The sequence below is a fragment of the Amphritea sp. genome (assembly GCF_048266285.1).
Lineage (GTDB): Bacteria > Pseudomonadota > Gammaproteobacteria > Pseudomonadales > Balneatricaceae > Amphritea.
Window position 1 is genome coordinate 217225 of record NZ_JBLWZV010000004.1, and the last position, 18287, is coordinate 235511.

Below are 18287 nucleotides of genomic sequence, written 5' to 3' on the forward strand. Positions count from 1 at the left end.
ATCATTAATTACGTCTTTTTATCTGATATAACTAAAACCTCAATTAATGAAGCCTTCTGGGCGGAGCCTTATATGACGCTGATTTACGTTATGGACCCTATGTGTAGCTGGTGTTACGCCTTTCACCCTCAACTAAAAGAGATGATCAGCCAGTTACGTCCGGGGATAAAGCTTGTTTGCCATATGGGCGGCTTAGCGCCCGACAGTGACCAACCCATGCAGCCACAGATGCAAACAGCGATTGCCCAAACATGGCGCAACATCGAGCAACGCACAGGGGCACCGTTTAACTATGAATTTTGGCAGAGATGCCAACCCCGTAGATCCACCTACCCTGCTTGCCGGGCGGTCATCAGCGCCGAACAGATGATGACGGGCAACGGCATGCTGATGACTGAAGCCATTCAGCAAGCCTACTATCAAGAAGCACAGAACCCATCCGATGTTCCAGTATTGGCGGGCCTAGCAGAAAAGATCGGTTTAAACCGCGAACAATTTATCGCTCAAATGAGCAGCGAGAAAACAGCTCAAACATTCTTTGATGATCTTAGCTTCTGTCAGCAGCATGGTGTCCAAGGATTTCCTTTCCTCGGCGTGCAAACTGATGCTGGGCTGGAGATGATTAGCGCAGGTTATTGCAGCCGGGAAGCCTTATTTAAGCGTTGCGCCGATCTTAATTTAATCTAATCGATATAACCGATGGCGATAAGACTTTCGCAGGCATAAAAAAACGGGAGCCAATGCTCCCGTTTTTAATCAAAGGCTAGCTTAGGTGCGGGCAACAGACACATCTTCTGCCTGTAAACCTTTATCACTCTCTTTCACCGTAAACCGAACACTCTGACCTTCGGTCAGCGAACGGTGACCGCGCCCCCGAATATTACGAAAATGAACGAACACATCGTCGCCATTTTCACGGGTAATAAAGCCAAACCCCTTTGACACATTAAACCACTTTACAGTACCTAACTCGCGATCATCATTTTCATCCGCTTCCTCTTCACTACCGGAACCCCAGCCAGCAATAACACAGCTAACGAGTACAACCGCAAACACAACAAGAATATTAAAAACCGGCAGCCCGCCTTCACCTGGCAATGATCCTTGTACAAAAAGGATAATGGCAGTGGCGAGTGCGCTGACAACTACACTACGTATAAGTTGATTAACACTCATATAGATCTCTTATAATTAATTAAAGTTATTGAATATCAACAGAGTTCAGGATAAATAGAACCCAGACCATTCTATATACATAGTTTTATGCTTTTTTTCAATAGCTTAGCCCCCCAAACACTGATACAGCACCAGAATAAGGTATAATTACGACTAATTAATTGCCACTGGGCAAAACACGTAGGGGAAATGACAATTTTATGAAGCTACAACAGTTACTCGAAGATCTGGAATCACGGGTCGCTTTTCAGGAAGATGCGCTAGATAAAATGAGTGCAGAGATGGCTAATCAGGGGGCTGAAATTGCACGCTTAACGCAAATTATTAAAACTCTCCACCAGCAGGTGAAACAGTTTGCACCCGATCAAATCAGTGCACCTGAAGATGATGTGCCTCCTCCCCATTATTAAGCGAGTACCGCCAGAAGCCGCCCGGTTATAACAAGCTTTTTAAGGTGTAAATATCATAACGACTGGATTTACCATTAAGCTGATAACTGGGGGCCTGCCCCTCAATGGTGGGCGCTTTACGGGGACGTTTAACCACCACCCGATATTCCGCAAGTGCTAACGCCCGCTCAAGCAGAGTCGCCGAGTCCTGATCGTCACCAACAATATCACGAAACACCCGCATCTCTTTTTTCACCAATGCTGACTTATCGGTATGCGGAAACATCGGATCGACATAGATCACCTGCGGCTTACACTCAGTGGTTAACTGATCGGCTAGCCAGTCAATACTATCGGCATTCACCAGTTGCATCCGAGCCGCAATGTCCGCCACGTCTGGATCCCTCTGCGCCTGCTGCAAGCCACTTTCTAGCAACGCATGAATAATCGGTGAACGCTCCACCATCTGCACCTCGCAGCCTAAGGTTGCTAGCACAAAACTATCGCGCCCAAGCCCGGCAGTAACATCGGCTACCTGTGGACGCACCGATCCTTTAATTCCGACCGCTTTGGCAATCATCTGCCCTTTACCGCCACCAAATTTTCGCCGATGTGCCACCGCCCCCGAAACAAAATCCGCCAACACCGGGCCCGGCGCTTTACGGCCCGTTTGCTGCAAACAGCGACGACCAGACTCGCAGATCAGCAACTGAGAAAACTGCTCATCCCTAAGATCATATTGGTCTAACAACGGCAGGCTCAAACGACTCGCTAACTGCTGAGCGTCCTCTTGCCCTGCTTCATCGACATAACACAGGGCAATACCAGCGGAGTTAACGGGTTCGGATTGCGGGGTCAAAACGGCACCTTTTTAAAATCAACGTCTGCCATCAGGTCAGACCATAAAATAAACACCGAGCAACACGAAGCCCAGTAACAATCGGTAAATAACAAAGGGCAACATGCCGATTTTATCCAACCACTGCAAAAACAGATGGATACAGGCATAGGCACTGATCGCGGCAAGTACGGTTCCCCCTAACACCATTGTCCATTGGTCCAGTGTACCGGTCTGCACCAGCTCGACGCCTTTGAGTAAACCAGCCCCAAGAATAACCGGAATTGATAGCAAAAAAGAGAACCGGGCGGCCGATTGGCGAGTCAACCCCAACATCAGCCCTGCCGTAATAGTAATACCGGAACGAGATGTTCCTGGAATCAACGCCACCGCTTGGGCTAAACCAATAATAACGGCATCCCTAAGGGTAATTTTTTCTAACGGACGAACCTCTGTCCGACTAAAATCAGCCCACCAAAGCAGTGCACCAAAAATAAGGGTCGCACCAGCGATCACTAAAATACTGCGCCCATAATGATCGACCGCCGAGTTAAACATAAAACCAGCCACAACCGCCGGCAAGGTCGCCCAAATCACATACCAAGCCAAGCGAGAATCGGTGCTTTTGCCCCGCCCGGCCAAACTGCCGGTCCAAGCGACAATCATGCGCCAGATATCCTGACGAAAATAGATCATTACCGCAGTCAAAGAACCAATATGCACACCCACATCAAATGCTAAGCCCTGATCGGTCCAGCCAAACAGCTGTGACGGTAAAATCAGATGCGCAGAACTTGAGATCGGCAAAAATTCAGTCAGGCCCTGCAATAACGCCAAAAATACCACCTGAAACCAATCCATGATAAAGAATCTCCTAATAATCTTTTAAATTGAAAGCACTTATTAACTGCGCACAGGATGTTGAACAACCAAAGCTACGCACTTCGCTTAACTAGCACAGCCCGTGAATATAAAATCGTTCTGTTAAAAACAGAGGTTTACTGGCCTTTCTTTTTTTGCTCACTGATTTTTTTCCAAGAGATGGTATCGCGCAAATAAATAGGTTGAGCCTCTTCCGCTGACACCCCTTCGCCACGGGCAAAGGCATCCATCGCCAGCTCGCACATCAGCCCTGCCGAAGGATAGATATCGAGTACCGGGGTACCGACCGCGTGCTGTACCTCAGCCGACATATTATCGAGATAGACCCAGCCTTTTCCTGCGGCAAACCACCGTTCGCCGGCAGGCACAACTATATTTTCTGGTGCACTAACCGTTTCATGACGCAACGCAACGGGCAAACCGTCACGCATTTCGTAATCACAGCTATACAACTCGTTCATCCGCGCATCCAGCGTACTGACAATCCGCTCAACCTGATATTCCCGAGCAGCCTTCAGGGCGATCGCCGCCAAGGTCGATATCGGCAAGACCGGCAGCTCAGCCGCAAATGCTAATCCCTGGGCGGCACCGGTGGCGATACGAATACCCGCAAAAGAACCCGGTCCTCGGCCAAACGCGATGGCATCCAATTGCTTAACTTTAAGCCCTGCCGTAGTCAGCATCTCATCGACCATCGGTAATAACTGGCGGGTATGTTGGCGTGGAATAATACGAAAATCTTCCTGAATTTCGCCATCAATCGAAAGCGCGACAGAACAGGCGTCTGTGGATGTATCCAGGGCAAGAATTTTGGCCATCTCAATTATCCGGTATGTCAAAGTAAACAGGTTGACGCAGCAACGCCTCAAAAGCGCTGCATTTTAAGCGCTATGATCAGGAAAGGCTATCCTCACCCCAACGCGGCATCAGCTGCTGCTCTATTTGCAACTGATTAAGAATCCGCGCCACGACAAAATCGACCATATCTTCAACGCTTTGTGGACGGTTATAAAAACCAGGGCTTGCAGGAATTACCACCGTGCCCATCCGCGTCAATTTAAGCATATGCTCTAGATGGATTTCAGAATAAGGCGCTTCCCGTGGCACAAGAATTAACTGCCGACGCTCTTTAAGAGCCACATCTGCCGCCCGCTCAATCAGGTTGTTACTCGCCCCCGTCGCGATAGCCGACAATGTACCTGTCGAACAGGGACACACCACCATTTTACTCGGCGCGCCTGACCCCGATGCCACCGGTGCCATCCATTGCTCTCGGCCATAAACCCGCAGTTGCCCCGGCGTCGCCGCAAACCGCTGCGTCAACCAGACCTCCTGCTCTTTAGCAGAACCGGGCAATCGTTCATCGGTTTCCGTCGCGATAACCACCTGTGCGGCTTTCGAGATCATCACCAACACCTGACACCGAGCGGCAATCAAGCATTCCAGCAAGCGTAAACCATACTGTGCACCTGACGCCCCGGTGATGGCGAGCGTAATTCTGTCTTTATAAGCCTCTGCCACGTTCGACTCCATCAGCCTTGCTGCTGTATTTGTAATGCGTCGACCAGACGCAGGTGAATTCCGTCAAAACTACCATTACTCATAATCACGATATGGCTGCCCGGCTGAACATCAGCAACCAACTGAGAAATAATATCTGCCGTATCTCGCATCAACACTGCGGGGTTCTCACAGTGATCAACCACATCCTGTAATGACCATTCCAAGCCAGCCGGCTGATACCAATAAACCTTATCCGCCAGTCTTGCCGAGGCCGCTAACGCCTGCCGATGCATACCCATACGCATGGTATTAGAACGGGGTTCAATCACGGCGATCACCGGCGCATCACCTACCTGGGCGCGAATCCCCTGCAGGGTGGTTTCGATAGCGGTGGGATGGTGGGCAAAATCATCATATACCCGAACGCCCGCTACCTCACCGATCAGCTCCATGCGCCGCTTCACACCACCGAATTGACATAAGCCTTCAATCCCATGGGTGATTTGTACGCCCACATGACGGGCTGCTACCAGCGCCATTAAGCCATTATTAACCGAATGTAAGCCGGTCATCTGCCAACGCACCGTGCCAACGAGTTCGCCTTGATGCAACACCTCAAACTCAGAACCATCATCCTTAAGCAAACGTGCCTGCCATTCAGCTGCACTATCTAGCTGTTGAGCGGTGCCCACCGAGGTTTTCACAAGCGGCGTCCAACACCCCTGCTCAATTACCTGATCCAGCGCGGCGACACCTGCCGGCATAATCACCTGACCGTTAGCGGGTACTATTCTGACCACATGATGAAACTGCCGCTGAATTGCCGCGAGGTCATCAAAGATATCACCATGATCAAATTCAAGATTATTCAGCACTAAGGTACGCGGATGGTAATGAACAAACTTAGAGCGCTTATCAAAAAAAGCGGTGTCATATTCATCCGCTTCGATCACAAAAAAGGGGCACTCACCCACCCGCGCGGAGCGGTCAAAATTGTTCGGCACCCCACCAATCAGAAAACCCGGTGACATCTCGGCAAATTCCAACAGCCAAGCCAACATCGTCGCAGTGGTGGTTTTGCCATGAGTCCCTGCAACCGCCAATACCCATTTGTCCCGTAATAAGTTATCTGATAACCACTGGGGGCCTGAGGTATAAGGTAGGCCACGGTCTAACATCGCTTCAACACAGGGGTTTCCCCGAGTCATCGCATTACCAACAATAATCATATCCGGCGCGGGATCGAGCTGAGCTGGATCATAGCCTTCAATCAAACTGATTCCCTGCTGTTCGAGTTGCGTACTCATGGGTGGATAAACATTGGCATCGGAACCACTCACCCGGTGGCCTAGCTCCTTTGCCAGCACCGCCAAACTACCCATAAAGGTGCCACAAATTCCCAATATATGAACATGCACGGATAGCTTCTCCAGATCAGCAATTAGACTCTAAAATAATGTCAGCATAATAACAGTTAAGACACTTCGGTTATGCTCTTTTTCATTGTTGATCATAGCAACTCAGCTACCCGGTTATTGAAGCATCACAAAAAAACTTGCAAAAAATAAATCACGATTCACACAATTGTCGTTTTTTTACGTTAATTACCCGCTCAACGGTGTAATTCACCCTTAATTCAGCGTAAAATCAGCACAACTTTTAACCCCTCAAATCCACAGGTTTTTTGGCCACATGCGACTGCTGAACCAGTACCTCAAGCACCACGACACTCCCGATGATCTTATTGAACTGATTGACAGCCTGATGCTGTCCTGTAAAGAGATCGCCATTAAACTGCGTGAAGGCGCTCTGGCGGGCGTATTGGGCACCTCCGAAGGCGTTAATGTTCAGGGTGAAACCCAGAAAAAACTGGACATCATCTCTAACGATATTCTTAAAGCCGTGCTGTTAGATAACTCAACTGTTGCGGGTATCGCTTCTGAAGAGGAAGACTACCCTGTTGCCGGTAACCCAGAGGGTAAATACCTTGTCACGTTCGACCCATTGGATGGCTCATCCAATATCGATGTTAACGTGTCCGTCGGTACTATTTTCTCTATTTTAGAACGCCCTGAAGGTCTTGATGGCGGTTCAGAAGCGGCCTTCATGCAATGCGGCCGCAAGCAGATCGCCGCCGGTTATGTTTTGTATGGCCCTTGTGCGGTATTGGTTCTCACTACCGGTAACGGCGTACAGATGTTTACGCTGAGCCACGGTGGCGATTTCATTCTCACCGAAGAGAATGTCACAGTGCCTGAGCATACCCAAGAATTTGGCATCAACATGTCAAATCAGCGTTTCTGGGAACCCGAAATGCAAGCCTATGTTTCCGACCTGCTTCAAGGTGAAGAAGGCCCACTGGGCAAACGTTATAATATGCGCTGGGTTGCCTCTATGGTGGCCGAAGTTCATCGCATCCTCACCCGTGGCGGCATCTTCCTTTACCCATGGGATAATCGTGATCCAAGCAAGCCCGGCAAGCTACGTCTGATGTATGAAGGTAATCCAATGAGTTACCTTATCGAACAAGCTGGCGGCTTAAGCACAACTTGCTACGGGCACATTATGGATGTCCAGCCAGAAAAAATTCATCAACGCGTTTCCGTCGGCCTAGGTTCAAAAGCTGAAGTCGAAACCATGATGAAATATCACGCTAAGGACTAACTGAATTCTCAGTTTATGATCTTTAAGTCGTATTCAACTTATGATCAAGGGCTGTATATAATGCAGCCCTAGAATTCTAAACAGATTTAACACTTAAACAGGAAGGCGACACATGAGCTTTGAAAAAGTCCCTGCTGGCAATGATCTGCCAAACGACATCAATGTAATCATCGAGATTCCAGCGGATAGCGATCCGGTTAAATACGAGATCGACAAAGATTCTGATGCAATCTTCGTTGACCGTTTCATGGCGGCGCCTATGTTCTACCCAGCCAACTACGGTTACATCAACAACACCTTGGCTGATGATGGCGATGCACTGGACGTACTGGTAGTAACACCTTACCCAGTAGTACCCGGTTCTGTGATTCGCTGCCGCCCCGTTGGCGTACTGAACATGACCGACGAAGCCGGTGAAGATGCTAAACTCGTTGCCGTACCACACGACAAACTGAGCAAAGCCTACAAAGACGTGCAAGACGTCACTGACCTGCCAGACATTCTATTGGCCCGCATCAAGCATTTCTTCGAGAACTACAAAGGTCTAGAAGAAGGCAAATGGGTTAAAGTTGAAGGCTGGGAAGGCGTTGACGCCGCTAAAGCTGCGATCATCGAAGCGCAAACAGCTTACGAAGCCGCTAAGTAATTAGCTGCTCGAAACAAAAAAGGCCGATATATAATGCATCGGCCCTTTTTGTAGCTTACTTTTTGCCTTTATCTTAGCTCAGGGTTATTTAACCCAAACACCTGTGCCCCTCCTCCAGTCAGAAAACCAACGACTAAAGATCAAGCCGCCTCGGCTTTCCCCGCCAGTTTTTTACCCAAGCTAATCACCATAAAGACAACACCGCCAGCGGCAACACCGATCAACGCTTCTAACAATACCGGTAACAACATCACAACAACCGCATTCAACCCCTCGGTCAAATGCTGGATAAAGTGATGTAAAAACGGCAAACCATGGACTAAGATGCCGCCGCCCACCATAAACATCGCCACCGTACCTAACACAGAGAGTCCTTTCATCAGCATCGGCGCCGCCGTTAAAATGCCACGGCCAATAGTTTTAGTTAGGTCGGCCGCACCGGGTTTACGCACCATATAAAGTCCGAGATCATCCAACTTAACAATACCCGCCACCAATCCATAGACCCCCACCGTCACTATGAGCGAAATGCCCACCAGCACTCCCAACTGGGTAACCAATGACGCGCCGGCCACCGTGCCTAACGTTAAAACAATAATCTCGGCGGAGAGTATAAAGTCGGTACGCACTGCCCCTTTGATCTTCTCTTTTTCAAAAGCAACCAAATCAACTGCACTATCCTCGAGTGCGTGTTTTAGCTCCGCTTTATGGGCCGCCTTCTCTGCTGGTGAATGGAACAACGCATGAAACACTTTTTCAAAGCCTTCAAAGCAGAGAAACAACCCGCCAATCATCAACAGAGGCACGATCAACCAAGGGATAAAGTAACTGATCGCCAGCGCCGCTGGCACCAGAATAGCCTTGTTAACAAAAGAGCCCTTTGCCACCGCCCAAACCACCGGAAGCTCTCGTTCGGCTTTAACACCCGAGACTTGCTCAGCATTCAACGCCAGATCATCCCCTAGCACCCCAGCTGTTTTACGGGCGGCGACTTTCGTCATCCCGGCAACATCATCAAGCAGGGACGCGATATCGTCAATTAAGGCTAGAAGGTTTGAAGCGGCCATGTACATATCCTTATTTCTGTTAACAGACATTGTCACCCGTTATCGTGAGATAATACAGCTCAAACCGAGGGAGTGACTATGGCTAAGAAACAAAAAGTATCTGGACAGGTGGTAACCGAAGCATTACAGGTGGCTAAAGCCACCCAGCGTCCAGGACAAACGAAAGAACAAACCAGACTTATTGCTCAGGGTATTCAGAAAGGAATCGAGGAATACAAAAAGCGTCACAAAGAAAAAGCCCGTGAATTAGACAAACAAAAGCGCAAACTGCAACAAGCACAACAGCCGAATAACGCTAATAATTCAGACGCTCCAGAGATAGTGACCATTTACAAACAGAGTCGATTAAGCTGGGGCTTATTATGGCTCAGCTGGATAGGCTTCGCTCTCTATGCCGCTGTTTACAACCCTTTCTAACAGGTTGCGTCATGCTGGATGAATAACGCAACCTGCGGCAACATTAAAAGCGGTTTTCAATTAATACCTCGGTCAGCGGGATTTGCCCAGCCCTAGGGTTTGCAGGCTTGTCCGCCGAACCAAGCGTGATGAACATACTGATCACATGGCCTGCGGGTAAATTAACCATCTCAGCCACCCGCTCATTATCAAAACCGATCATAGGGCAAGTATCATATCCCAAGGCCTTAGCCGCCAACATAAAGGTTTGTGCCGCCATTCCGCTAGAACGCATCGCCTCATCACGCTGTAACAACCCTTTGCCCTGATAAAAAGAGGCCAGCATAGGCAACATCATCGCCTGCACATCCGCCGGAGCATTGGCCCAATAACGCTGAGGGTTATCTGACCAGGCTTGAGTGTCAGCACACACAATCACCAACTCAGCAGCCTCGGTTATCTGTGTTTGTCCCCAAGCAGCAGCCTGAAGTTCAGTACGTAGTTGCGAATCAGTGACCCGAACAAACCGCCAATGCTGAATATTATATGAAGTAGGAGAAAGCAATACTGCCTGCATGATGCGTTCAAAGTCAGCTTCAGTCACCGGTTTATCGGCATAGTGTTTGATCGCGCGACGTGCTGCAACGGTTGCAAAAAATTCCATTATTAAACCCTCATCTATTGATCGATTATTAAAGGTGTCACCACTCAACGCCGTGATCACCACATCTGACAAATAGATTAGATTGTTTATTAATGATTAATAACCACTCTTAAAATAAAAACAATGTTGAGCAAAAGACAACAATACTGCGTTAGATAGCGATACCCTGCTCCCAATAGGGCGTCTCACTGCCAAAATACTCGATGGCAAAATCTAAAAATACCCGCACCTTCGCAGGCATATACTGTCGCTCAATAAACACCGCGTTATAATCCTGCACCGGCATCTGATATTCAGGAAACAAGACCACCAGTCTGCCAGCGCGAATATCCGGCCCAGCCACAAAGGTCGGTAAGCGCGCAATACCCAACCCTCTAAGCACCGCTTCCTGCAACGCCTCACTGTTATTAACCTGATAGTTACCCGACACCATTACCGACTGCCGCTGGTTATCTTTCGTAAAGTGCCATTCACGCACATCATTGGAATAACTAAAAGAGAGACAGTTATGCTCTAACAGGTCATCCAGTACTAACGGATAACCCTGAGTCTCTAGATATTCAGGAGAGGCACATAAAACACTGTTAAAACGGCCAAGTCGACGGGCAATCAGGCTAGAATCCGATAATTCACCACCACGAATGGCGATATCAAACCCGCCACTCACCATCTCGAGTCGTTTATCATCCATCACCAGGTCGATACTGATTTTAGGATAGCGTTTTAAAAATTCAGGGATCATCGGTGCCATATGCAACCGGCCAAACGACATCGGTGAATTTATTCGTAAACGTCCCTGCGGCTCCCCCTGAAGTTGGGCCACTGCATCTTCTGCGTCACGGGCGGCCTCGGTCGCTTTAAGCGCATGCTCAAAATAACGTTCCCCCACCTCCGTTAAGCTCAGCTTTCGCGTTGTCCGGTGCAATAATTTGACCCCCAGTTGCTGCTCTAACAACGTAATACGCTTGCTCACCGCCGATTTAGAGATACCCAAAAAGCGAGCCGCAGGGGAAAATCCACCATACTGAACCACAGCAACAAAAACGGGAATTGCAGCAATCGTATCCATCACACCAACCTTTGTTCGCTTTTATTCAACAGTTATTGTCCAAAAACACAGATTATCAGCTAATTAAAAACAAGTTAACCTAGCAAGCCTCAGATCCCTTTGCATAGAGCGCCTTATGAACAACCCATTCCAACAGACACCCCGCGTTGTGATTCACTTGCTGATGCTATTGATGGTCGCGCTTATCGCCAGCTCATTTCCTGTTGGCGCACTCATTACCACCGCCCTGCCTCCCGAGGTAATGATGTTTATCCGTTTTCTGCTGGCCGCACTGATGTTCGCACCCTATGTTTTCGTTAAAAACGGCTGGCACCGCCCAAAAGGTAAGCAATTGCTCGGGAATGCTGTTTTAAGCATCCCTTTAGTGGTGTTTTTCTGGTGTATGTTTGAAGCGCTACGCTATACCAGCGCACTCAATACCGGTGCCATCTATACCACGGTGCCCGCGATGACCGCATTCTATGTGTTTCTTATCAACCGAGAAAAAACTAGCAAACGCCGAGCAGCCGGTTTACTACTGGGCACCTTAGGCGCCCTGTGGATTATCGTACGGGGCGATATAAGCAGCTTGCTGCAACTACAACTGAATCGCGGAGACCTCCTATTTATACTCGGCTGCTTATTTATGGGAGCCTATAACCCACTGATACGAAAATTTTATGCTGGCGAGCCGATGGAAGTAATGACATTCTGGGTGATATCGATTGGCGGCTTCTGGCTACTGTTACTATCACTTCCTAGCTTAGCCGCTATTGAGTGGCGCGCCGTCGATATGAATGTTTATCTGGGCATTTTATATCTGGCTATCTTCACCACCTTAGTCAGTTTTTTCTTATTACAACTCGGCACGCTTATCTTGGGCGCAACTCAAGTGGCAGCCTATAGCTTTTTAACCCCTTTGTTCGTGGTAATCCTAAATATATTGATGGGCTCTACATCGCTACAATGGCCACTAATACCCGGCATTGTGCTTGTTATTATCGCCATGTTACTGGTACAAAAAGAGCAACGTTCGCCCCATACCGCATAGCCTAGATGTAGGGTTTATTGTCCTAAATAGTCAATTAGAGCCCATATCCCGATACTATTTTTCTGCTAAGATATTCCTCTTTGGTAACAGTTTTCTCAGAGGTTAAGTCAGATGAAATTTGAAGGTACTGAGCGCTATGTTGCAACGGATGACCTGCGAATGGCCGTTAATGCCGCCGCCACGCTGCAACGCCCCCTACTGATCAAAGGTGAGCCTGGCACCGGTAAAACCATGCTCGCCGATGAAGTGGCGTTAGCCTTTGGTAAAAAATTACTGCGCTGGCATATTAAATCGACCACCAAAGCCCAGCAGGGATTGTATGAATACGATGCCGTATCCCGTCTAAGAGACTCCCAACTCGGTGATGATCGGGTGCATGATATAAAGAATTACATCCGTAAAGGGATGCTCTGGGAAGCCTTTGATGCAGATGAGCAGGTCGTACTGCTGATTGATGAGATCGATAAAGCCGATATTGAGTTCCCCAATGACCTATTAGTCGAACTCGACAAGATGGAATTCAGTGTTTACGAAACCGGCGAAACCGTGGTCGCGAAACACCGTCCCATTATCATCATCACCAGCAACAACGAAAAAGAACTGCCCGACGCGTTCCTGCGCCGCTGTTTCTTCCACTATATTAACTTCCCCGATGCCGAGACCATGAAGCAGATCGTTGATGTCCACTTCCCGGATATCCAAAAGTCGCTGGTGAATGAAGCACTCGAAGTATTCTTTCAGGTACGGGAGGTCAACGGCCTGAAGAAAAAACCTTCCACGTCGGAGCTGATCGACTGGTTGAAACTACTACTGGCCGATAATATTTCCCTCGAATTGCTGCAAAGCCGTGATGCCAGCCAAGCGATTCCGCCTCTCTATGGTGCCTTGCTGAAAAATGAACAAGACGTTCATATGCTACAACGACTGGCCTTTATGGCCCGCCGTGGAAGCCGTTAAGCCAGTTCTGGGAGTATCGCAATGCTAGTCGATTTTTTCTACACCCTGCGCAAAGCTCAGGTGCCCGTTTCCATTAAAGAGTTGTTAATGCTGCTCGAGGCTCTGGAAAATCATCTGGCGTTTGCCAACTGGGATGATTTCTATCTACTGGCGCGCACCTGCATGGTGAAGGATGAAAAATATTTCGACCGTTTCGACCTCGCCTTTGGCCACTACTTCAAAGGTCTCGCCGAGCTACCCGATCCATTCGACAATCTAATCCCCGAGCAATGGCTGGACGCCGACTTTATCCGCAATCTCAGCGATGAAGATAAAGCCGAAATCGAGAAACTCGGCGGATTAGATAAGCTGATGGAAACCCTCGCTAAACGCTTTGAGGAACAAAAAGAACGTCACTCTGGGGGTAATAAATGGATCGGTACTGGCGGCACCTCGCCGTTTGGTCACAGTGGCTATAACCCCGAAGGGGTGCGTATCGGCGGAGAAAGCAAACATAAGCGGGCAGCCAAGGTATGGGAAAAACGGATATTTCGCGATCTCGATGACAGTGTTGAGTTGGGCACCCGCAACCTCAAAGTCGCCCTGCGCAAGCTGCGTAAGTTTGCCCGCACCGGCGCCGCCGATGAATTAGACCTCGATGACACCATCCGTTCTACCGCCAATAATGCCGGCTACCTCGATCTAAAAATGGTACCGGAACGGCATAACGCCGCCAAGGTACTGATATTTTTTGATGTCGGTGGCTCGATGGACCCGTACATTCGTCAATGCGAACAACTGTTTTCAGCGGCCCGCACCGAGTTTAAACACCTAGAGTATTTCTATTTTCATAACTGTGTTTATGAACGGGTCTGGAAAGATAACAAACGTCGCTGGAACGAGCATATCGACACCTTCGATCTGCTGCACACCTATGGCCGCGATTATCGGGTGATCTTCGTTGGCGATGCCGCGATGGCACCCTATGAGGTAACCGAACGATTTGGCAGTGTCGAACACCGTAATCCAGAAGCGGGCGAGGTCTGGCTAAGACGGATTCTCGATACCTGGGATAAAGCCATCTGGCTTAACCCCAGCCATCAACGCTACTGGGATTACACTGCCAGCACCCAGATGATCAAAACGATATTAGATCAGAAAATGTTCCCCCTAACACTGGAAGGGTTAGAAGATGGCATCCGTCATCTGTCGAAATAACCGCAGCCTCTCGCATTTCTATGGCTAATACGGCTTTTCTGCCGCTAAGCCAACTTTCTTTGCTGCCATTGGGCGGGTATGCTGACTATCTTATCCACAGGCATCGATCAATCCTGCATCGCTGACAGTCGCTGCGATATTGATTGGCCAAAAACGGGGTTATTGACTTTGAAACACACCATACCGGCGTTTGCTTTAACACTGATGACGAGCCTCTGTTTGATGCTGCCGATCACGGCCCATGCTCAAGCGCTCGAAACCTGCTTCGTCGACTCGTTAACCGGCAAAGAGCGGAAAGCACTGGTAAAATGGATGTTTTTCTCAATGTCGACCCACCCAGAACTAACCGCCTATAGCCAGATTTCAGCCGAGGATCTACTGGCATCCAAAAAAGAGTTCGGGGCACTCATTACCCGGCTCATGGTCGAAGACTGCTATAACGAATCTAAAACCGCCTTGCACACCGACCCTCGGGCGATACAGAAAGCCATCGCACTGATCGTCAAGCTCCCCATCAAGGATTTAGTCGCCAATACCGCAGTCAGATCAGCTATCTCGGATTCAGCCAAGCATGTAGATCAGGCAAAAATTAAACAGGCTTTTGCGCCGTAACGTCGTAGAGTGCTGGTGAGCTTTGCGAACCGCACCATCGGCTATACGAACAACCGGTGCGATTCATGCTTCATCAGTACCTACACAAATCCAACACATTTCAACGAATCACCGACATAAAAACTCAGTCGTAGGTGTAAAATCCGCGACCGCTCTTACGGCCCATATAACCGGCATCCACCATCTGTACCAGCAGTGGGCAAGGACGGTACTTGGAGTCTTTAAAGTTATCATAGAGCACATTCATAATGCTCAAACAGGTGTCTAGACCGATCAGATCCGCCAGTGCCAACGGCCCCATCGGGTGACTCATCCCTAGCTTCATCACCGTATCGATCTCTTCTGCGGTTGCCAGATTCTCATAACGGCAAAACACGGCTTCATTGATCATCGGCATCAGAATGCGGTTGGAAACAAAACCCGGCGCATCTTTAACATCCACCGGCACTTTGCTCATCTCCAGCGACAACTGCTGTACCGCATCAAACACCGCATCATCGGTTTGCAGCGCGCGGATGATTTCCACTAACTGCATCATCGGCACAGGGTTCATAAAGTGCATACCGATCACTTTACCCGGGCGGGAAGTCACCGCGGCCAAACGCGTAATAGAGATAGATGAGGTGTTGGTCGCCAAAATCGTCTCTGGCTGACAGACTTCGTCGAGCTTACGGAAGATGGTTTTTTTAATCTCTTCATCTTCACTGGCCGCTTCTACCACGATACCAGTTGCAGCCATATCCGCCATATCGGTTGTCAGTTTGATGCGTGCCAACGCCTGATCCGCTTCCGCCTGCGTCAGCTTCTCTTTATTCACCATCCGCGCCAAACTGGAATTGATGGCCTTAATACCTCGCTCCAAAGCGGGATCATTCAGATCATACAACACTACGTCGAAACCAGAACAGGCAGCTACCTGAGCAATACCACCACCCATCTGGCCGGCACCGACTACACCAAAACTGTTAATCTTCATATCGCGTTTATCCTCTTAAAATCAGCCCACAGTGTTCCATCATTAGCGCCAAATTTCAATCACAAAATAAGGGAATACCCCTACGCTTATGTTATTGACAAAAAAACCGACTCTCGCCGGTTTTCTCTTAGCCTAGATTCAGCCCCGTATCGAGAGCCGAATTAAGCGTTAAAGTGGATCACTTCACATGATCAATCAGGTCATCGACCACACCCTGCTCTTCATGCAGATCATCCGCTTCAGGTTTATGACCCGGCAACAACAGGTTAAGCAGAATAGCCACAACACCACAGAGGCTAACGCCCTGCATACTGAATTCACCCTGACCGACCACCATACCGCCGATACCAAACACTAAGGTGGTTGCTACGATCACGAGGTTACGCTGCTCGGCTAGATCAACACGGGCTTTAATCAGGGTATTCAAACCCACCGCGGCAATGGAGCCAAACAACAGAATCAGAATACCGCCCATTACCGGAGAGGGAATGGTTTGTAACAGGATGCCGAACTTAGCCACAAACGCCAGCAGGATAGCAAACACCCCAGCCCAGACCATGATCATCGGATTAAATGAACGGGTTAGCATAACCGCACCAGTCACTTCAGAATAGGTGGTATTCGGTGGTCCACCAAACAGTGCCGCTGCCGACGTGGCCAAGCCATCACCAAACAGTGTGCGGTGCAGACCCGGTTTTTTAATATAATCTTTTCCGGTCACATGGCCAATGGCCAACAGATCGCCGACATGCTCAACCGCCGGTGCAATCGCTACCGGAATCATAAACAGAATCGCTTGCCAGTTGAATTCAGGCAGAACGAACGCAGGCACCGCGATGAAGGCAGCATCGGCAACGACTTGATAATTCACCATGCCGAAGAAGTTAGCCATCAGATAACCCACCACAACCCCCGCCATAATCGGCAGTAAACGGAAGATCCCTTTACCAAAGGTCGCAACCAGCAGAGTTGTCGCTAATGCAGACATCGACACGATCATCGAATCGACATAGGGAAACAGTTCGATGCTACCGTCTCCGGCTTTACCCATCGCCATATTCACCGCCACCGGTGCTAGTCCTAAGCCAATCACCATAATGACGGGACCGACCACAACAGGGGGAAGAACCCGGTGTAAAAAGCCCACACCGCGGAACTTTACCGCCAGCGCCAACAGCATATACACCAAGCCAGCACAGAACAGCGCCCCTAAGGTTGCAGGCATGCCCCAGGTCGTGGTGCTGTAAATAATTGGCGCGATAAAGGCAAATGACGACGCCAGAAATACCGGCACCTGGCCCTTGGTGACCACTTGAAACAACAGCGTTCCAAAACCTGCGGTAAACAGTGCCACACTCGGGTCCATGCCCGTGAGCAGAGGCATCAGCACCAGTGCACCAAAGGCGACAAACAACATTTGTGAACCGGCTAGTATCGTTCGCCAGAGTGGTTCATTACCGTCGAGGGTTTCGCTCATCTTCCGGTTCATCAGAGATTCCTTTATTTAGTGCCAAAGATCTTATCGCCGGCATCGCCTAAGCCCGGAATAATATAACCCTGTTCATTAAGGTGGCTATCGATCGCCGCGGTATACAACTCGACATCCGGATGCGCCTCATTGACCGCTTTGATGCCTTCAGGCGCAGCCACTAATACGAGGGCTTTAATATCCTGACAACCGGACTGTTTTAACATATCGATGGTAGCATTCATGGAGCCACCGGTTGCCAGCATTGGATCGATCACCAGCGCGAGTCGTTCTTCCATATCACTGGTCAAACGTTCGAAGTAGGTCACCGGTTGTAACGTTTCTTCATCGCGATATAGGCCGACTACGCTGATTTTGGCGCTCGGAATAAGATCCAGCACACCATCGAGCATACCGATACCGGCCCGCAAAATAGGCACAACCGTAACCTTTTTGCCTTTAATCTGTTCGCCAGTCATCTCACCGCACCAGCCTTCAAACTGATAGCTTTCTGTTTTCAGGTCTTTAGTCGCTTCATAGGTCAACAAAGCGCCCACTTCTGCGGCCAGCTGACGAAATGCTCGGGTGCTGATATCCGCAGCCCGCATCAGACTAATTTTATGTTTTACCAAAGGGTGGTTAATTTCATGTATACGCATGCTGAAGTCTCTTTTTAAAGCGACGAAGAACGAAAGCGTCAACCGATGGCACACCACCGCACTGAGCCTAAAAATTTTGCAATATAATACCTTG

Annotated in this window: 21 protein-coding genes; 9 read left to right on the plus strand and 12 right to left on the minus strand. The window is 49.1% G+C overall.

Annotation, left to right across the window (positions count from 1 at the left end):
• Nucleotides 1-72: 72 nt before the first annotated feature.
• Nucleotides 73-687, plus strand: a complete 615-nt coding sequence (locus tag ACN0T0_RS07910; protein ID WP_417224856.1) for a DsbA family protein — start codon at nt 73-75, stop codon at nt 685-687.
• A gap of 81 nt (nt 688-768) precedes the next feature.
• Here the strand turns inward: ACN0T0_RS07910 and ACN0T0_RS07915 are convergent, their stop codons facing one another.
• Nucleotides 769-1176 (minus strand): cold-shock protein, encoded by a 408-nt coding sequence (locus tag ACN0T0_RS07915; RefSeq protein WP_417224858.1) that lies wholly within the window; start codon nt 1174-1176, stop codon nt 769-771.
• A 200-nt stretch (nt 1177-1376) separates the two neighbouring features.
• Here ACN0T0_RS07915 and ACN0T0_RS07920 point away from each other — a divergent pair, with 200 nt between their 5' ends.
• Complete coding sequence (locus ACN0T0_RS07920) at nt 1377-1586, plus strand: SlyX family protein (RefSeq protein WP_417224860.1); 210 nt, start codon at nt 1377-1379, stop codon at nt 1584-1586.
• 25 nt (nt 1587-1611) lie between these two features.
• Here ACN0T0_RS07920 and ACN0T0_RS07925 read toward each other — a convergent pair whose 3' ends face one another.
• From ACN0T0_RS07925 to mpl, 5 genes are all read right to left on the minus strand, one after another.
• Entirely contained in the window at nt 1612-2388 is a 777-nt protein-coding gene (locus ACN0T0_RS07925; protein ID WP_417224990.1) for a class I SAM-dependent methyltransferase, read from the minus strand.
• A gap of 72 nt (nt 2389-2460) precedes the next feature.
• The gene (locus tag ACN0T0_RS07930) at nt 2461-3264 is read right to left on the minus strand and encodes an undecaprenyl-diphosphate phosphatase (protein ID WP_417224861.1); all 804 of its coding nucleotides are present in this window, start codon (nt 3262-3264) and stop codon (nt 2461-2463) included.
• 137 nt (nt 3265-3401) lie between these two features.
• Entirely contained in the window at nt 3402-4103 is a 702-nt protein-coding gene (gene tsaB / locus ACN0T0_RS07935; protein ID WP_417224863.1) for a tRNA (adenosine(37)-N6)-threonylcarbamoyltransferase complex dimerization subunit type 1 TsaB, read from the minus strand.
• A 76-nt stretch (nt 4104-4179) separates the two neighbouring features.
• Nucleotides 4180-4818, minus strand: coding sequence for a flavin prenyltransferase UbiX (locus ACN0T0_RS07940; RefSeq protein ID WP_417224865.1), 639 nt, complete (start codon nt 4816-4818; stop codon nt 4180-4182).
• Nucleotides 4818-6206: a UDP-N-acetylmuramate:L-alanyl-gamma-D-glutamyl-meso-diaminopimelate ligase gene (gene mpl / locus ACN0T0_RS07945; RefSeq protein ID WP_417224867.1), complete on the minus strand. Its 1389-nt coding sequence runs from the start codon at nt 6204-6206 to the stop codon at nt 4818-4820. Before mpl ends, ACN0T0_RS07940 begins: the two co-directional genes overlap by 1 nt.
• 274 nt (nt 6207-6480) lie before the next feature.
• On the opposite strand from mpl, the gene ACN0T0_RS07950 reads away from it, so the two are divergent.
• Together ACN0T0_RS07950 and ppa are read left to right on the plus strand one after the other, a co-directional pair.
• Nucleotides 6481-7452 (plus strand): class 1 fructose-bisphosphatase, encoded by a 972-nt coding sequence (locus tag ACN0T0_RS07950; protein WP_417224869.1) that lies wholly within the window; start codon nt 6481-6483, stop codon nt 7450-7452.
• A 112-nt stretch (nt 7453-7564) separates the two neighbouring features.
• A complete protein-coding gene (gene ppa, locus ACN0T0_RS07955) occupies nt 7565-8098 on the plus strand; it encodes an inorganic diphosphatase (protein WP_417224871.1) in 534 nt (177 codons plus the stop codon).
• 140 nt (nt 8099-8238) lie between these two features.
• On the opposite strand, the gene ACN0T0_RS07960 is transcribed toward ppa, so the two are convergent.
• A complete protein-coding gene (locus tag ACN0T0_RS07960; RefSeq protein ID WP_417224873.1) occupies nt 8239-9165 on the minus strand; it encodes a DUF808 domain-containing protein in 927 nt (308 codons plus the stop codon).
• A gap of 78 nt (nt 9166-9243) precedes the next feature.
• On the opposite strand from ACN0T0_RS07960, the gene ACN0T0_RS07965 reads away from it, so the two are divergent.
• On the plus strand, nt 9244-9582 hold the full coding sequence (locus tag ACN0T0_RS07965; RefSeq protein ID WP_417224875.1) for a DUF2956 domain-containing protein: 339 nt from the start codon (nt 9244-9246) through the stop codon (nt 9580-9582).
• Between the two features lie 43 nt (nt 9583-9625).
• Here ACN0T0_RS07965 and ACN0T0_RS07970 read toward each other — a convergent pair whose 3' ends face one another.
• Together ACN0T0_RS07970 and ACN0T0_RS07975 are read right to left on the minus strand one after the other, a co-directional pair.
• Nucleotides 9626-10225 (minus strand): nitroreductase family protein, encoded by a 600-nt coding sequence (locus ACN0T0_RS07970; RefSeq protein WP_215952580.1) that lies wholly within the window; start codon nt 10223-10225, stop codon nt 9626-9628.
• A 151-nt stretch (nt 10226-10376) separates the two neighbouring features.
• Nucleotides 10377-11294 (minus strand): LysR family transcriptional regulator, encoded by a 918-nt coding sequence (locus ACN0T0_RS07975; protein WP_417224877.1) that lies wholly within the window; start codon nt 11292-11294, stop codon nt 10377-10379.
• A 115-nt stretch (nt 11295-11409) separates the two neighbouring features.
• Here ACN0T0_RS07975 and ACN0T0_RS07980 point away from each other — a divergent pair, with 115 nt between their 5' ends.
• The 4 genes from ACN0T0_RS07980 to ACN0T0_RS07995 all read left to right on the plus strand — a co-directional run bounded on the left by ACN0T0_RS07980 (nt 11410) and on the right by ACN0T0_RS07995 (nt 15090).
• A complete protein-coding gene (locus tag ACN0T0_RS07980; protein WP_417224879.1) occupies nt 11410-12324 on the plus strand; it encodes a DMT family transporter in 915 nt (304 codons plus the stop codon).
• A gap of 111 nt (nt 12325-12435) precedes the next feature.
• Entirely contained in the window at nt 12436-13281 is an 846-nt protein-coding gene (locus ACN0T0_RS07985) for an AAA family ATPase (protein ID WP_417224881.1), read from the plus strand.
• A 21-nt stretch (nt 13282-13302) separates the two neighbouring features.
• A complete protein-coding gene (locus ACN0T0_RS07990) occupies nt 13303-14478 on the plus strand; it encodes a vWA domain-containing protein (protein WP_417224883.1) in 1176 nt (391 codons plus the stop codon).
• A 78-nt stretch (nt 14479-14556) separates the two neighbouring features.
• Nucleotides 14557-15090, plus strand: a complete 534-nt coding sequence (locus ACN0T0_RS07995) for a hypothetical protein (RefSeq protein WP_417224885.1) — start codon at nt 14557-14559, stop codon at nt 15088-15090.
• 124 nt (nt 15091-15214) lie between these two features.
• On the opposite strand, the gene ACN0T0_RS08000 is transcribed toward ACN0T0_RS07995, so the two are convergent.
• From ACN0T0_RS08000 to upp, 3 genes are all read right to left on the minus strand, one after another.
• The gene (locus tag ACN0T0_RS08000) at nt 15215-16066 is read right to left on the minus strand and encodes a 3-hydroxybutyryl-CoA dehydrogenase (protein WP_417224887.1); all 852 of its coding nucleotides are present in this window, start codon (nt 16064-16066) and stop codon (nt 15215-15217) included.
• A gap of 178 nt (nt 16067-16244) precedes the next feature.
• Entirely contained in the window at nt 16245-17555 is a 1311-nt protein-coding gene (locus ACN0T0_RS08005; protein ID WP_417224889.1) for a uracil-xanthine permease family protein, read from the minus strand.
• 11 nt (nt 17556-17566) lie between these two features.
• Complete coding sequence (gene upp / locus ACN0T0_RS08010; protein WP_417224891.1) at nt 17567-18193, minus strand: uracil phosphoribosyltransferase; 627 nt, start codon at nt 18191-18193, stop codon at nt 17567-17569.
• Nucleotides 18194-18287: the final 94 nt, after the last annotated feature.

Excerpts from the sequence above, each read along its gene's own strand:
- ACN0T0_RS07910 (WP_417224856.1), top strand. The coding sequence starts at position 73 with ATGACGCTGATTTACGTTATGGACCCTATGTGTAGCTGGTGTTACGCC.
- ACN0T0_RS07915 (WP_417224858.1), bottom strand. The coding sequence starts at position 1,176 with ATGAGTGTTAATCAACTTATACGTAGTGTAGTTGTCAGCGCACTCGCC.
- ACN0T0_RS07920 (WP_417224860.1), top strand. The coding sequence starts at position 1,377 with ATGAAGCTACAACAGTTACTCGAAGATCTGGAATCACGGGTCGCTTTT.
- ACN0T0_RS07930 (WP_417224861.1), bottom strand. The coding sequence starts at position 3,264 with ATGGATTGGTTTCAGGTGGTATTTTTGGCGTTATTGCAGGGCCTGACT.
- tsaB (WP_417224863.1), bottom strand. The coding sequence starts at position 4,103 with ATGGCCAAAATTCTTGCCCTGGATACATCCACAGACGCCTGTTCTGTC.
- ACN0T0_RS07940 (WP_417224865.1), bottom strand. The coding sequence starts at position 4,818 with ATGGAGTCGAACGTGGCAGAGGCTTATAAAGACAGAATTACGCTCGCC.
- ACN0T0_RS07950 (WP_417224869.1), top strand. The coding sequence starts at position 6,481 with ATGCGACTGCTGAACCAGTACCTCAAGCACCACGACACTCCCGATGAT.
- ppa (WP_417224871.1), top strand. The coding sequence starts at position 7,565 with ATGAGCTTTGAAAAAGTCCCTGCTGGCAATGATCTGCCAAACGACATC.
- ACN0T0_RS07960 (WP_417224873.1), bottom strand. The coding sequence starts at position 9,165 with ATGGCCGCTTCAAACCTTCTAGCCTTAATTGACGATATCGCGTCCCTG.
- ACN0T0_RS07965 (WP_417224875.1), top strand. The coding sequence starts at position 9,244 with ATGGCTAAGAAACAAAAAGTATCTGGACAGGTGGTAACCGAAGCATTA.
- ACN0T0_RS07970 (WP_215952580.1), bottom strand. The coding sequence starts at position 10,225 with ATGGAATTTTTTGCAACCGTTGCAGCACGTCGCGCGATCAAACACTAT.
- ACN0T0_RS07975 (WP_417224877.1), bottom strand. The coding sequence starts at position 11,294 with ATGGATACGATTGCTGCAATTCCCGTTTTTGTTGCTGTGGTTCAGTAT.
- ACN0T0_RS07980 (WP_417224879.1), top strand. The coding sequence starts at position 11,410 with ATGAACAACCCATTCCAACAGACACCCCGCGTTGTGATTCACTTGCTG.
- ACN0T0_RS07985 (WP_417224881.1), top strand. The coding sequence starts at position 12,436 with ATGAAATTTGAAGGTACTGAGCGCTATGTTGCAACGGATGACCTGCGA.
- ACN0T0_RS07990 (WP_417224883.1), top strand. The coding sequence starts at position 13,303 with ATGCTAGTCGATTTTTTCTACACCCTGCGCAAAGCTCAGGTGCCCGTT.
- ACN0T0_RS07995 (WP_417224885.1), top strand. The coding sequence starts at position 14,557 with ATGCTGACTATCTTATCCACAGGCATCGATCAATCCTGCATCGCTGAC.
- ACN0T0_RS08000 (WP_417224887.1), bottom strand. The coding sequence starts at position 16,066 with ATGAAGATTAACAGTTTTGGTGTAGTCGGTGCCGGCCAGATGGGTGGT.
- ACN0T0_RS08005 (WP_417224889.1), bottom strand. The coding sequence starts at position 17,555 with ATGAACCGGAAGATGAGCGAAACCCTCGACGGTAATGAACCACTCTGG.
- upp (WP_417224891.1), bottom strand. The coding sequence starts at position 18,193 with ATGCGTATACATGAAATTAACCACCCTTTGGTAAAACATAAAATTAGT.